12 protein-coding genes and 1 pseudogene are annotated in these 13,149 nt (G+C 61.5%); 12 read left to right on the forward strand and 1 reads right to left on the reverse strand.

Translation table 11 applies throughout. The annotated features are described in order from the left end of the window. Positions 1-30: 30 nt before the first annotated feature. Both F2982_RS07500 and murJ read left to right on the forward strand, forming a co-directional pair. Positions 31-2,925: a [protein-PII] uridylyltransferase gene (locus tag F2982_RS07500; RefSeq protein WP_203429690.1), complete on the forward strand. Its 2,895-nt coding sequence runs from the start codon at positions 31-33 to the stop codon at positions 2,923-2,925. Then, positions 2,922-4,502, forward strand: a complete 1,581-nt coding sequence (gene murJ / locus F2982_RS07505) for a murein biosynthesis integral membrane protein MurJ (RefSeq protein ID WP_112713717.1) — start codon at positions 2,922-2,924, stop codon at positions 4,500-4,502. Before F2982_RS07500 ends, murJ begins: the two co-directional genes overlap by 4 nt. Before the next feature lie 3 nt (positions 4,503-4,505). Here murJ and F2982_RS07510 read toward each other — a convergent pair whose 3' ends face one another. Further along, a complete protein-coding gene (locus F2982_RS07510) occupies positions 4,506-4,934 on the reverse strand; it encodes a D-Ala-D-Ala carboxypeptidase family metallohydrolase (RefSeq protein WP_203429691.1) in 429 nt (142 codons plus the stop codon). A 332-nt stretch (positions 4,935-5,266) separates the two neighbouring features. Here F2982_RS07510 and F2982_RS07515 point away from each other — a divergent pair, with 332 nt between their 5' ends. The 10 genes and pseudogenes from F2982_RS07515 (at position 5,267) to miaB (ending at position 13,142) form a co-directional block, all read left to right on the forward strand. Then, on the forward strand, positions 5,267-5,668 hold the full coding sequence (locus F2982_RS07515; protein ID WP_203429692.1) for a VOC family protein: 402 nt from the start codon (positions 5,267-5,269) through the stop codon (positions 5,666-5,668). A gap of 91 nt (positions 5,669-5,759) precedes the next feature. Continuing rightward, entirely contained in the window at positions 5,760-6,824 is a 1,065-nt protein-coding gene (trpS, locus tag F2982_RS07520; RefSeq protein ID WP_203429693.1) for a tryptophan--tRNA ligase, read from the forward strand. Between the two features lie 477 nt (positions 6,825-7,301). After that, positions 7,302-7,898, forward strand: a complete 597-nt coding sequence (locus F2982_RS07525; RefSeq protein ID WP_203429694.1) for a hypothetical protein — start codon at positions 7,302-7,304, stop codon at positions 7,896-7,898. A gap of 60 nt (positions 7,899-7,958) precedes the next feature. Further along, positions 7,959-8,450: a universal stress protein gene (locus tag F2982_RS07530; RefSeq protein ID WP_112713727.1), complete on the forward strand. Its 492-nt coding sequence runs from the start codon at positions 7,959-7,961 to the stop codon at positions 8,448-8,450. Positions 8,451-8,563: 113 nt separating this feature from the next. Further along, positions 8,564-9,129: pseudogene (locus F2982_RS07535) on the forward strand (NifU family protein). 99 nt (positions 9,130-9,228) lie between these two features. Then, on the forward strand, positions 9,229-9,888 hold the full coding sequence (gene tsaB, locus F2982_RS07540; RefSeq protein ID WP_112713731.1) for a tRNA (adenosine(37)-N6)-threonylcarbamoyltransferase complex dimerization subunit type 1 TsaB: 660 nt from the start codon (positions 9,229-9,231) through the stop codon (positions 9,886-9,888). After that, entirely contained in the window at positions 9,885-10,385 is a 501-nt protein-coding gene (locus tag F2982_RS07545) for an N-acetyltransferase (RefSeq protein ID WP_246777525.1), read from the forward strand. Before tsaB ends, F2982_RS07545 begins: the two co-directional genes overlap by 4 nt. Before the next feature lie 38 nt (positions 10,386-10,423). Next, on the forward strand, positions 10,424-10,852 hold the full coding sequence (locus tag F2982_RS07550) for a Fur family transcriptional regulator (protein WP_112713735.1): 429 nt from the start codon (positions 10,424-10,426) through the stop codon (positions 10,850-10,852). Positions 10,853-10,879: 27 nt separating this feature from the next. After that, positions 10,880-11,677, forward strand: coding sequence for a lysophospholipid acyltransferase family protein (locus F2982_RS07555; RefSeq protein ID WP_203430026.1), 798 nt, complete (start codon positions 10,880-10,882; stop codon positions 11,675-11,677). A 49-nt stretch (positions 11,678-11,726) separates the two neighbouring features. Then, positions 11,727-13,142, forward strand: a complete 1,416-nt coding sequence (gene miaB, locus F2982_RS07560; protein WP_199626045.1) for a tRNA (N6-isopentenyl adenosine(37)-C2)-methylthiotransferase MiaB — start codon at positions 11,727-11,729, stop codon at positions 13,140-13,142. Positions 13,143-13,149: the final 7 nt, after the last annotated feature.

The following is a 13,149-nucleotide window of genomic DNA, read 5'->3' on the forward strand; positions in this document are numbered from 1 at the left end:
GTCATCAGCCGGGTAGAGAGGCTATATCGCATGCAGACGAAACGAGAGGCGCAGACCGAGCAAGCCGCGCCGCGCGAACACAGCATGGCGAAGCAAGACATCGACTTTTCCGGCATCCTCGATACGGCCTATCTGCAGAGCCAGTGCGATGCCGTGGCCGAAGCCAACAAGAACCGCCCGGACCTTCTGCGCTCGGATCTGCTTGCACTCCTGAAAAAGGCCAGCAACGAAGGCCGCCAGAAGGCCCGCGAGCTGCTCTCGGAAGATGGCGGCGGCCTGCATTGCGCCTACCGTATCTCCTGGCTTCAGGACCAGATCATCACGGTCCTCTATCATTTCACCGTCACGCATATTTTCCCGAAGCAGAAGGACAAGTTCTCGGTCACAGCCGTCGGCGGCTACGGGCGCGACACGCTAGCGCCGGGTTCGGATATCGACCTGCTGTTCCTCTTCCTGCCGAAGCCCGGTGAAGAGACGCACAAGGCCGTCGAGTTCATGCTCTACATCCTGTGGGACATGGGCTTCAAGGTCGGCCATGCGACGCGCACCGTCGAGGAATGCATCGCGCTTTCGAAGTCGGACATGACGATCCGCACGGCGATCCTCGAGATGCGCTATATCTGCGGCTTGCAGTCATTGGAAACCGATCTCGAAGCCCGCTTTGACAAGGAAATCGTCACTGGCACCGGCCCGGAATTCATCGCCGCCAAGCTTGCCGAACGCGACGAGCGCCACCGCAAGGCGGGCGACACGCGCTATCTGGTCGAGCCGAACGTCAAGGAAGGCAAAGGCGGCCTGCGCGACTTGCACACGCTCTTCTGGATCTCGAAATATTATTATCACGTCCGCGATCCTGCCGAGCTGATCAAGCTCGGGGTTCTTTCTAAGCAGGAATACCGGCTCTTGATGCGCGCCGAGGACTTCCTCTGGGCGGTGCGTTGCCACATGCACTTCCTGACCAACAAGGCAGAAGAGCGGCTTTCCTTCGACATCCAGCGCGAGATCGCTGAGGCGCTCGGCTACCACGCCCGCCCCGGCCTATCGGCCGTCGAGCGTTTCATGAAGCACTACTTCCTCGTTGCAAAGGACGTCGGCGACCTGACGCGCATTCTCTGCGCGGCGCTTGAAGACCAGCAGGCGAAGTCGATCCCCGGCCTGACAGGCGTGCTCAGCCGCTTTACCCACCGCACCCGCAAGATCGCCGGCAGCGTCGAGTTCGTGGAGGATCGCGGCCGCATCACGCTTGCCGACCCCGATGTCTTCAAGCGCGATCCGGTTGCCATCATCCGGCTCTTTCATGTCGCCGATCTGAACGGGCTTGAGTTCCACCCCGATGCCTTGAAGCGCGTCAGCCGCTCGCTCGGGCTGATCGACAATGACTTGCGCGACAACGAGGAAGCCAACCGCCTCTTCCTGTCGATCCTCACTTCGCATCGCGACCCCGCCCTGATCCTGCGGCGGATGAACGAGGCGGGCGTGCTCGGACGCTTCATTCCCGAATTCGGCAAGATCGTCGCGATGATGCAGTTCAACATGTACCACCACTATACGGTGGACGAGCATCTGATCCGCAGCGTCGACGTGCTCTCGGAGATCGACAAGGGCAAGGCGGAAGAGCTGCATCCGCTCTCCAACAAGTTGATGCCGCATATCGAGGATCGCGACTCGCTCTATGTCGCGGTGCTGCTGCACGACATTGCCAAGGGCCGCCAGGAAGATCACTCGATCGCCGGTGCCCGCGTCGCCCGCAAGCTCTGCGCCCGCTTCGGCCTGTCACAGAAGCAGACGGAGATGGTCGTCTGGCTGATCGAGGAACATCTGACGATGTCGATGGTCGCCCAGACCCGCGACCTGACCGACCGCAAGACGATCACCGACTTTGCCGATCGCGTGCAGTCGCTCGACCGGCTGAAGATGCTGCTGATCCTGACGATCTGCGATATCCGTGCCGTCGGCCCGGGGGTCTGGAACGGCTGGAAGGGCCAGCTGCTGCGCACGCTCTACTATGAAACCGAGCTTCTGCTGGCCGGTGGCTTCTCGGAAGTGTCGCGCAAGGAGCGCGCCAGCTTTGCCGCCGAGGCGCTGTTCAACGCGCTCTCCGAATGGACGCAGAAGGACCGCAAGACCTATACGAAGCTGCACTACCAGCCCTACCTGCTCTCAGTACCGCTGGAAGACCAGGTGCGCCATGCGCATTTCATCCGCCAGGCCGACAAAGCGGGCCAGGCGCTGGCGACGACCGTTCGGACCGACAGCTTCCACGCGATCACCGAAATCACCGTGCTCTCGCCCGACCATCCGCGCCTGCTCGCCGTCATCGCCGGTGCCTGCGCGGCAGCGGGTGCCAACATCGTCGATGCGCAGATCTTCACGACCTCGGACGGACGCGCGCTGGACACGATCCATGTCAGCCGCGAATTTCCCAATGACGAGGACGAGCTTCGCCGTGCCGCAACCATCGGCCGCATGATCGAGGACGTGCTTTCCGGCCGCAAGCGGCTGCCCGAAGTCATCGCCACGCGGACGAAGAACCGCAAGAAGAGCAAGGCCTTCGTCATCCCGCCGTCGGTCAACATCACCAACAACCTGTCGAACAAGTTCACCGTCATCGAGGTCGAGTGCCTCGATCGCGCCGGTCTCCTGTCGGAAATCACCGCGGTGCTTTCCGATCTCTCGCTCGACATTCAATCCGCCCGCATCACCACCTTCGGCGAGAAGGTGATCGACACCTTCTACGTCACCGACCTCGTCGGCCAGAAGATCACCAGCGACAGCAAGCGCTCCAACATCACCGCCCGGCTGAAGGCCGTCATGGCCGGTGAAGAGGATGAGCTGCGCGAACGCATGCCATCCGGCATCATCGCGCCCGCTGCCACGGCACGGTCTTCGCAGCCGAGCGACAAGAAAGCCGGTTCCCCCGCATGAGCCTCGTCAAGAAATTTGCCACCGTCGGCGGCGCCACGCTCGGCAGCCGCATCTTCGGTTTTGCCCGTGAAACGCTGATGGCCGCAGCCCTCGGCACCGGCCCGATGGCCGACGTGTTCTACGCCGCCTTCCGCTTTCCGAACCTCTTCCGGCGCCTGTTTGCCGAGGGCGCGTTCAACGCCGCCTTCGTGCCGCTGTTTGCCAAGGAGATCGAGGCGAACGGCACCGACGGCGCCAAGCGCTTCTCCGAAGAAGTCTTCGGCGTGCTCTTCTCGGTACTGCTGCTCATCACCATCGTGATGGAGCTCTGTATGCCGCTTCTGGTGCGCTTCATCATCGCGCCGGGCTTTACCGACGATCCGGACAAGTTCTCGATCACGGTGCGCATGGCGGCCGTGATGTTCCCCTATCTCATGTGCATGTCGCTGACGGCGATGATGAGCGGGATGCTGAACTCGCTGCATCACTTCTTTGCCGCCGCGGTCGCGCCCGTCTTCCTGAACGTCGTGATGATCGGTGCGCTGTTCTATGCGCTCTACACCGGCTCGGAGCCGCTGCAGACGGCCTGGTATCTCTCCTGGGGCGTGTTGGCCGCAGGTATCCTGCAGCTCGCTGTCGTCTATCTCGGCGTCATCCATGCCGGCATGAGCATCGGCCTTCGCCGCCCGCGCATGACGCCCAACGTCAAGCGGCTGCTGATCCTCGCGGTGCCCGCAGCCGTCACCGGCGGCATCACACAGATCAACCAGATGATCGGCCAGGCGATCGCCTCGTCTCGCGAAGGCGCAATCGCGGCGCTTCAGTATGCCGACCGCATCTACCAGCTTCCTCTCGGCGTCGTCGGCGTCGCGGTTGGCGTGGTGCTGCTGCCGGAACTGGCGCGTGCGCTGAAGGGCGGCAATCTGCGCGAGGCGGGCAACCTGCAGAACCGGTCGATCGAATTCGTGCTGTTCCTGACGATCCCGGCTGCCTTCGCGCTCTGGATCCTCTCGGACGAGATCATCCGCGTGCTCTACGAGCGTGGCGCCTTCCATCAGGAGAACACCCTGATCGTCGGCTCCATCCTGGCGATCTACGGCATCGGGCTTCCGGCCTTCGTGCTGATCAAGGCGCTGCAACCCGGCTTCTACGCCCGCGAGGACACCAAGACGCCGATGCGCTTCTCGGCGATCGCGGTCGGCGTCAACTGCGCGACCGCGCTGACGCTGTTTCCCTATCTCGGCGCCCCCGGCATCGCGGTCGCCGAGGCGACCGCAGGGTGGATCAGCACGGTCCTGCTCTTCGTGACGCTGCTGCGCCGCGGGCATCTGGCCTGGGAATGGGCGCTGGCGCGGCGGGCCGCTCTGCTCGTCGTCTCGGCCGCCGTCATGGGTGCCGTCATCATCTATCTGCAGCATCGCTGGGCGCCGTCGCTCGCATCGGACGCGCATCTGACGACCAAGGTCGGCACACTCGGCCTGCTGATCGGCATTTCCATGATCGTCTATTTCGCGACAGCATTCCTAATCGGCGGCGCCGATCTCGGCATGATCCGCCGCAACCTCAACCGCAAGCCCGCACCCTCGACCGAAGGCTGAGGCTCAACAATAGGTCCAGCGCCGCTTCGGCCCGGTATCGACGTGAACGATGCCGTTGCAATAGCGGCCGATGCCGCCAATACCCGGTGCGCTCTGAGCGGCGGCAATGACCACGCGCTCGGAGACGCCGGGCACTCGGATATCGGCGGCATTGCAATGCCGGTGCTGCGAGTGCGAGCGGCCGGAATGCGGCCGGAAGCCCGATGTCACCATCGGCCGGCGTCCGGTTTTTGCGGCGATATGCGCGAGAATTCCTCTCAGCCGCGGCGGAAAGCAGCCGACACGAACGCTGACGGTCTGCACCGTATAGGCGGAATTGACGCTGTTCTTCAGCAGCCTGACGGATGGCTTCTTGGCTGTCTGGGCATTGGCGTTGAGGCAACAGGACACGGCGAACAGGCCGGCGAGCGCCAGGGATAGAATGGTATGCATCGACGTCCCTCCGGAAAGGGCCGGGCTGAAGGGGCGCTGCCCGGCCGGATGGCGGGAGGAACGTTGGTTTCAATTGTGACCATTTTGTGAAATTTTCTACTAATTCAAAATGTGAAAATCCCTCATTTATAGGATATCACCGTTTTCAACATAGCTATTTATGAGTATAAAATACTCCCGACACCCAAAACGGAATCAATACGTTGAAGGCGGCGTGCATAGCCCGTTCGAAATCGCGGAAGACGCGCGAAAAATGCGGTTTGGCGGCTCAAAAAAGTTTAAGAGAGTGATCTTCAACCCGTTGAAATGCCTCGAACCAGGAGCCCGGACCGATGCAATCGCTGTTTCTCGTCACGCTTGTCGTCGATGATTACGATCGCGCCAAAGCTTTCTATTGCGGTGCGCTCGGCTTCGACTGCCAGCAGGACGAGGCAATGCCGGATGGCAAGCGATGGGTGGTGGTGAAGCCGCGTGACGGTGATGGCGCTGCGTTCCTGCTGGCACAGGCAGCGGACGACAGGCAGAAGGCTGCGATCGGCAACCAGACCGGCGGACGCGTCGACTTCTTCCTGAAGACCGATGATTTCGCGCGCGACCACGCGGCAATGACCAGCGCCGGTGTCCGCTTTCTGGAGGAGCCGCGGCACGAGGTTTACGGCACCGTCGCGGTGTTTTCGGATCCTTACGGCAACACCTTCGACCTCATCCAACACGCCGCACCCGCTGCCTCTTGATTGCCGCCCTTGGCGCGTGCATAAGCGCGCGCGTTAGCAACATGGGCCATTGGCCCTGGGGCCCTCCACCAGCCTAATCGAGGACATCATCATGGGCGAATTCAAGAAGCTCGTTTTCTCCGGCGTTCAGCCGACCGGCAATCTCCATCTCGGCAATTACCTCGGCGCGATCCGCAAGTTCGTGGCGCTGCAGGACGGCAATGACTGCATCTATTGCGTCGTCGATCTGCACTCGATCACCGCACAGCTCGTGCATGAAGATCTTCGCGGCCAGATCCGCTCGATCGCCGCCGCGTTCATCGCATCCGGCATCGACCCCGAGAAGCACATCGTTTTCAACCAGTCCGCCGTGCCGCAGCATGCCGAGCTCGCCTGGATCTTCAATTGCGTCGCCCGCATCGGCTGGATGAACCGCATGACGCAGTTCAAGGACAAGGCCGGCAAGGACCGCGAGAATGCCTCGCTCGGTCTTCTCGCTTATCCGAGCCTGATGGCTGCCGACATTCTCGTCTATCGCGGCACGCATGTTCCCGTCGGCGACGACCAGAAGCAGCATCTTGAGCTGGCGCGCGACATCGCCATGAAGTTCAACCTCGACTACCAGGATCATATCCGGCGCGCCGGTCACGGCACCGACATCACCGTCGGCGACGAGCCCGTGCACGCCTATTTCCCGATGGTCGAGCCGCTGATCGATGGCCCCGCGCCGCGCGTCATGTCGCTGCGCGACGGTACCAAGAAGATGTCGAAGTCCGATCCGTCGGATCTGTCGCGCATCAACCTGATGGACGACGAGGACGCGATCTTGAAGAAGATCCGCAAGGCCAAGACCGATCCGGATGGTTTGCCGAGCGAACTCGAAGGCCTGAAGGGCCGCCCTGAAGCCGACAATCTCGTCGGCATCTATGCGGCACTTGCCGACAAGACGAAGGCGCAGGTTCTTGCCGAATTCGGCGGCCAGCAGTTCTCCGTCTTCAAGCCGGCGCTGATCGATCTCTCGGTTCAGGTGCTTTCGCCGATCACGGCCGAAATGCGCCGCCTGATGGACGATACGAGCCATATCGACGCGATCCTGCGCAATGGCGGCGAACGCGCCCGCGCCCGCGCCGAGGCAACGATGAAGGACGTCCGCGACATCATCGGCTTCCTCTACTAGCAGATAGCGAGCCGGGCTTTGCAAGCCCGGCTCAAGCTCTCCCTCATATGGTATGAGACAGGCCGCTGCGGTGCCGCAGCCGCAGTCCAGCAATCACATGCCATAGGGAATATCGATGACCCCGTTTGCCGCTATGCAGGCCGCTACGTATCTGCCCGATGCCGCGACGGTTGCCGCAAAGGCGTCGCAGAGCGGATGCCTGGTCTACCAGCCCTACCTCAACAGCGACCAGCGGGCGTCTCTCCATCCTGACGCGATCGCCTTCGATATCTCGTTCAATACGGATGCCAATACCCGCGAGTACGAGCTTTTCCGCACCCTCTACGACCACCACAAGGCTATCGGTCTTGATCGGGAGGCGTTCTGGGTCTGGTCTCAAGCAAATTCGAACTTAAGGCTGCGACGTCATTTTCGCATTTCGCATCGGAAGCAGCGAAGGCCAAAGACGCCGGGTTCGACTGCTATATCTACAATCCCATGCTGGCGAATGCCGCGATCTACATCAATGTATGGGAGCAAGGCATAGCGACTGGCCATACCGGCCTGGACAGGATCTGCGAATATCTCGGCAACAAAGGCTACCCTGTCGTTCAGCCTCAGGGGCAGGATACGTTCTTTCTGTGCAACTACGTCTGCGGCAACGAGCGCTTCTGGCGTGGTTACTTCTCGTATTGCGAAGCCGTTCTCTACGGCCTTGACCAGGAAGCAGGCATGGGCCGTCCGGCAGGCCTCGCCTATCGCGGCGTCGCCAACTATGCCCGTGACAGAGGCGCCGGAATGCGGCCGTTCGTGATCGAGCGCCTGCTCGGTCTCTATGTGCAGACCGCGAGCGCCGAGGGACTGAAAGTCGCGACGTTCAAACCTCAGCCTGAGGATTTCGACCGCAAGTTCGGCTATCGGCTGGGACCAGTGCTTTCCAAGCTTTTCCATGAAAAGAACGAGGCGCTCGCCAGCAACCATCCTGTTCGCATCGAGGCCTGGAAGCAGGCGCGGCTCGCGATCACCTCGCGATCGGTGCTCGCGCTCCACGCCGACGATCCGCCGAACTGGCTGCCCAATGTCACAGGACCCTGAACATTGAGTTCACAGGCCGGGGCTTGCAAATTTTCGGGTTAGGGTGTCAGAGTCCGCGCCATGGTATCAAAGCGACTCTCACGTCTCGAAGGTCATCGCCGCAAATTCATGGCGGTCATTGACGGTACACCCGAATGCCAGCGTGCCGTCCACTATGCCGGCCGGCGCGCCAAGAACTCGAATGGCGGTCTCGTTCTCGTCTATGTGATCCCGGAAGGCGATTTCCAGCAGTGGCTGGGGGTCGAGGAGATCATGCGTGCCGAGGCGCGCGAAGAGGCGGAAGCCGTGGTCGCCAAATCGGCGCAGGTCGTGCGCGAGACGATCGGTATCGAACCGGAAATCGTCATTCGCGAAGGCAGCGCTGCCGAGCAGATCAACATGGTGATCGAGGAAGACCGGGACATCGCGATCCTGGTGCTTGCGGCAAGCTCCGCGAAAGAGGGACCGGGACCGCTCGTATCCTCCGTCGCCGGCAAGGGCGCGGCCTTTCCGATCCCGGTAACGGTGCTGCCCGATACATTGACCAATGAAGAGTTGGACGCGCTGGCCTAAACCAGCAATTCTGGAGTCATTATCTCTTGAATGGCGCGTCCAAACGGCCTATTTTCTTTTGAAGAATTCTAAAGACGGCACCGAGCGACGGCTTGGCCCGCATGGAGAGCGAAATGTTCATTCAGACCGAAGCCACCCCGAACCCCGCCACGCAGAAGTTTCTGCCGGCAAGGTGGTGATGGAGAACGGCACGGCCGAATTCCGCAGCGCGGAAGAAGCCCAGGCTTCGCCGCTCGCCGCGCGCCTCTTCGAAATCCCGGGCGTAACCGGCGTCTATTTCGGCTATGATTTCATCTCCGTCTCCAAGGACAATGCCGAGTGGCAGCACCTGAAGCCGGCGATCCTCGGCTCGATCATGGAACATTTCATGTCCGGCAAGCCGGTCATGGGCGACGCCTCCGTTCTCTCCGAAGATGTCGATGCCGGCGACGAGTTCTTCGATGCCGGCGACGAGTCGATCGTCCTGACGATCAAGGAACTGCTCGATACCCGCGTGCGTCCGGCCGTTGCACAGGATGGCGGCGACATCACCTTCCGCGGCTTCAAGGACGGCAAGGTCTATCTCAACATGAAGGGCTCCTGCTCGGGTTGCCCTTCCTCCACCGCGACGCTGAAGCATGGCGTTCAGAACCTGCTTCGCCACTTCGTTCCCGAAGTGCAGGAAGTGGTCGCGGCCTAAACAACAGTATTTGCGCATGAATTCACCCGGCCGGGCTATTGCAGCACGGCCGGATGAATTTATTCTGCGCGCGGAAGAATTTATTCGGAAATTGATGGCATGATTGTTCTGGCGCTCGACACGGCAGGTGTGGATTGCGCTGCCGCTGTTTATGACAGCGGTAGTGATACGATGCTGGGGGAGGCATCGGACATGATTGGAAAGGGGCATGCAGAACATCTGATGGGCATCGTCGACCGCGTGCTGGCGCAGGCGGGAAAGAAGCTCGCGATGGTCGAACGCATTGCCGTCACGATCGGCCCAGGCTCGTTTACCGGTATCCGTGTCGGTGTTGCCGCAGCGCGCGGCTTTGCCCTCGCCCTGAATATCCCGACCGTTGGCATCACCACGCTCGAAACCATGGCCGCAGCCCAGCGCGTGAAAACGCCCGGTCGCGCCGTACTCGCAGCGATGGATGCCAAGCGCGGTGAAATCTATCTGCAGAGCTTTTCGGCCGAGGGCGAACCTCTCGACGATCCCCGCGCCGTCACCATCGAGGAAGCGCAAGCCTTCGCCTCGACCTTCGATGGCGAGATCACCGGTTCCGCAGCACCATTGCTGCGCCCCGAACTGACTGGCGACTACGCCAATTCCTTCCCCATCTCGTTCGTGGCGCGCCTCGGCGCTGCCGCCGACCCTTCTTCCGGAAAGCCGAAGCCCCTTTATCTGCGTGGACCTGACGCCAAGCCACAGGCGGGGTTTGCGATTGCGCGAGTATGACAATGCTGGAAGCCTATCTGACGCTTAAGCCGGAATTCGAGATTGTCCCCATGGACGGCGACGACTGCCACGCCGTTGCCGTGCTGCATGGCGAACGCTTTGCCCGCCCTTGGGGCGATGGCGAATTTCACAGCCTGCTCAGCCAGGACAACGTCTTCGGCTTTGTGGCGCGCCAGACCAATGCCTTCCTCAAGAAGCCACTGCCCGGTTTCGTGCTCGCCCGCCAGGTTGCCGGAGAGGCCGAAATCCTGACGGTCGCCGTGCAGGCCAAGGCCGCGCGCTCCGGTCTCGGCTGGCGGCTGATGCAGGCTGCGATGCGAGAAGCCCATGCGCGCGGCGGCGAAAGCCTGTTCCTCGAAGTCGATGCGGGCAACGCACCGGCGCTCGGTCTCTACCGCAAGCTCGGCTTCGAGAAGGTCGGCGAGCGCCGCGGCTATTACAAGGACGACAAGGGTGCTGTTTCCACGGCGCTTGTCATGAAGCGCGTTCTTCGCTAGTTCCCTTGCGGAACTGGAATCTGTTGTGAAGGCCGCCAATGACCGACGTAGCCAAGACCCTTGAGGAGCTATGCGCCGAACGCGGCATGCGGATGACCGAGCAGCGCCGCGTCATTGCCCGCATTCTCGAAGAATCTGCGGATCATCCCGACGTCGAAGAGCTCTACCGCCGCTCCGTGAAAGTCGATGCCAAGATCTCGATCTCGACGGTCTACCGCACCGTCAAGCTGTTCGAGGATGCCGGCATCATTGCGCGTCACGACTTCCGCGACGGCCGCTCGCGCTATGAGACGGTGCCGGAAGAGCATCACGATCACCTGATCGACCTGAAGAACGGCGTCGTCATCGAGTTCCGCTCACCGGAGATCGAGGCGCTGCAGGAACGGATCGCCCGCGAGCATGGCTTCAAACTAGTCGATCACCGGCTGGAGCTCTATGGCATCCCGCTGAAGAAAGACGAACGCTGATCCGATGACCACAGCAGAAGGCCTCCGCTGATGGTGTGGGTGCGTATGATCTATGCCGCCGTCGTCATTGCGCTGGCGAGCATCCTGCTGATGCCTTTCCAGCTGCTCGCGCTCAAATTCGACTGGAAGCTCCGCCGCACCCTGCCGCGCATCTGGCACAAATTCGCCTGCCACGCTCTCGGGATCCGGGTCAGGGTCAAGGGTAACCTTGAAACCCGCCGTCCGCTGATGCTCTGCGTCAACCACGCCTCCTGGATGGACATCATGGTGATGTCGTCGGTGGCCGACGTCGCCTTCATCGCCAAAATCGAGGTCAGCGGCTGGCCGGTATTCGGCCATCTCGCCAAGCTGCAGAAGAGCGTCTTCATCGTCCGCGAGGAAAAGCGCAACACCGGCAACCAGGCGAATGAGATCGCCGGGCGCATGGCCGATGGCGAGATCATCGTGCTCTTCCCTGAAGGCACGACCTCCGACGGCAACCGCCTGCTCGAGGTGAAGTCCTCTCTCTTCGGCGCCGCCGCGATGGCCGTGCCGCATTCGCCGAATGGTTCGGTTTTCGTCCAGCCTGTAGCGATCGCCTATACCGGCGTGCACGGTATCGCGATGGGGCGCTATCACCGCCCGCTGGCGGGCTGGCCGGGTGATGTCGAACTGATGCCGCATCTCCTCGATGTTCTCAGAATGGGGGCGCTCGATGCCGAAGTGAGCTTCGGCGAGCCGGTCGATTACCGTGCGGATTCGAAGCGCAAGGATGTCAGCGCGACGATCGCGCAGCGCATCCGCGCGATGCTGAACAGCAGCCTGCGCGGCCGCGACATCGCCTGAGACAAGATTTCGATTTTCTAGCGGGCAAAAAACCACTAAATAGCCCGCCATGACCCAAGACAGCGCCCTTCTTCAGGCCCCGGAGCAGCTCCCGAGCGAGAGCCTCCGCGATGGCAGCAACAGCCGCAAGGTCTTCATCAAGACCTATGGCTGCCAGATGAACGTTTATGACTCGACGCGCATGAGCGACGCTCTGGCCCGCGACGGCTATGAACCGACAGAGGATATGGAAGAGGCCGACCTCGTCCTGCTCAATACCTGTCATATCCGTGAGAAGGCGGCGGAGAAGGTCTATTCCGCCCTCGGCCGCCTGCGGGAAATGAAAAAGAAGAAGGCTGCGGCCGGCAAGGAGATGATGATCGGCGTTGCCGGTTGCGTCGCCCAGGCCGAAGGTGAAGAGATCCTGCGCCGCGCGCCGGCCGTCGATGTCGTCATTGGCCCGCAGACCTACCATCGCCTGCCGGAAGCGCTACGCAAGGCCAAGGAAGGCCAGCGGATCGTCGATACGGAATATGCGCTCGAGGACAAGTTCGAGCATCTGCCGATCGCCGAAACGAAGAAGATCCGCTCGCGCGGCGTCACCTCGTTCCTGACTGTGCAGGAAGGCTGCGACAAGTTCTGCACCTTCTGTGTGGTGCCCTATACCCGCGGCTCTGAGGTCTCGCGTTCGGTGGCGCAGATCGTCGAAGAGGCGCAGCAGCTCGTCGAAGGTGGCGTGCGCGAGATCACGCTGCTTGGCCAGAACGTCAATGCCTGGCATGGCGTCGGCCCAAACGGCGAAGAATGGAGCCTCGGCGACCTTCTTTACCGCCTCGCCGACATCCCCGGCCTGGCGCGCCTGCGCTACACGACCAGCCATCCGCGCGACATGGACGACCGGCTGATCGAGGCGCATCGCGATCTGCGGGCGCTGATGCCTTATCTGCATCTGCCGGTTCAGGCCGGATCGGACCGCATTCTTAAAGCCATGAACCGCCGCCATACGGCTGCCGAGTATCTGGCGCTGATCGAGCGTATCCGTGCCGCGCGGCCCGATATAGCTCTTTCGGGTGACTTCATCGTCGGATTCCCGGGGGAGACAGAGGCCGATTTTGAGGATACACTCAAGCTTGTCGAGGAAGTGCGCTATGCGCAGGCTTTCTCGTTCAAATATTCGACACGTCCGGGTACGCCCGGCGCTGACTTGAAGGACCAGGTGCCCGAAGAGATCAAGGCAGAAAGGCTCGAACGCCTGCAGGCGCTTCTCTTGAAGCAGCAGCAGGAATTTGCCGAATCCTGCGTCGGTAAAACGATTGATCTGTTGCTCGAAAAGCCCGGTCGCATGGAAGGACAGCTTATTGGACGTTCTCCCTGGCTTCAGTCTGTGAATGTTGATGCAAAAGCATCGCAAATCGGTGACATTATTAAAGTGCGAATCACCGGAACCGGAACCAACAGCCTGTTTGCCGAATTTGCAGAGGGCTGAGGTTCAA

The sequence above is a fragment of the Rhizobium sp. BG4 genome, from assembly GCF_016864575.1.
In the GTDB taxonomy this organism is placed as follows: domain Bacteria; phylum Pseudomonadota; class Alphaproteobacteria; order Rhizobiales; family Rhizobiaceae; genus Rhizobium.

What these genes read in the sequence shown, in the direction of transcription:
- F2982_RS07550 (WP_112713735.1), top strand. Translation starts at nt 10,424, where the DNA reads ATGACCGACGTAGCCAAGACCCTTGAGGAGCTATGCGCCGAACGCGGC.
- F2982_RS07510 (WP_203429691.1), bottom strand. Translation starts at nt 4,934, where the DNA reads ATGCATACCATTCTATCCCTGGCGCTCGCCGGCCTGTTCGCCGTGTCC.
- murJ (WP_112713717.1), top strand. Translation starts at nt 2,922, where the DNA reads ATGAGCCTCGTCAAGAAATTTGCCACCGTCGGCGGCGCCACGCTCGGC.
- F2982_RS07500 (WP_203429690.1), top strand. Translation starts at nt 31, where the DNA reads ATGCAGACGAAACGAGAGGCGCAGACCGAGCAAGCCGCGCCGCGCGAA.
- F2982_RS07530 (WP_112713727.1), top strand. Translation starts at nt 7,959, where the DNA reads ATGGTATCAAAGCGACTCTCACGTCTCGAAGGTCATCGCCGCAAATTC.
- tsaB (WP_112713731.1), top strand. Translation starts at nt 9,229, where the DNA reads ATGATTGTTCTGGCGCTCGACACGGCAGGTGTGGATTGCGCTGCCGCT.
- trpS (WP_203429693.1), top strand. Translation starts at nt 5,760, where the DNA reads ATGGGCGAATTCAAGAAGCTCGTTTTCTCCGGCGTTCAGCCGACCGGC.
- miaB (WP_199626045.1), top strand. Translation starts at nt 11,727, where the DNA reads ATGACCCAAGACAGCGCCCTTCTTCAGGCCCCGGAGCAGCTCCCGAGC.
- F2982_RS07515 (WP_203429692.1), top strand. Translation starts at nt 5,267, where the DNA reads ATGCAATCGCTGTTTCTCGTCACGCTTGTCGTCGATGATTACGATCGC.
- F2982_RS07545 (WP_246777525.1), top strand. Translation starts at nt 9,885, where the DNA reads ATGACAATGCTGGAAGCCTATCTGACGCTTAAGCCGGAATTCGAGATT.
- F2982_RS07525 (WP_203429694.1), top strand. Translation starts at nt 7,302, where the DNA reads ATGCTGGCGAATGCCGCGATCTACATCAATGTATGGGAGCAAGGCATA.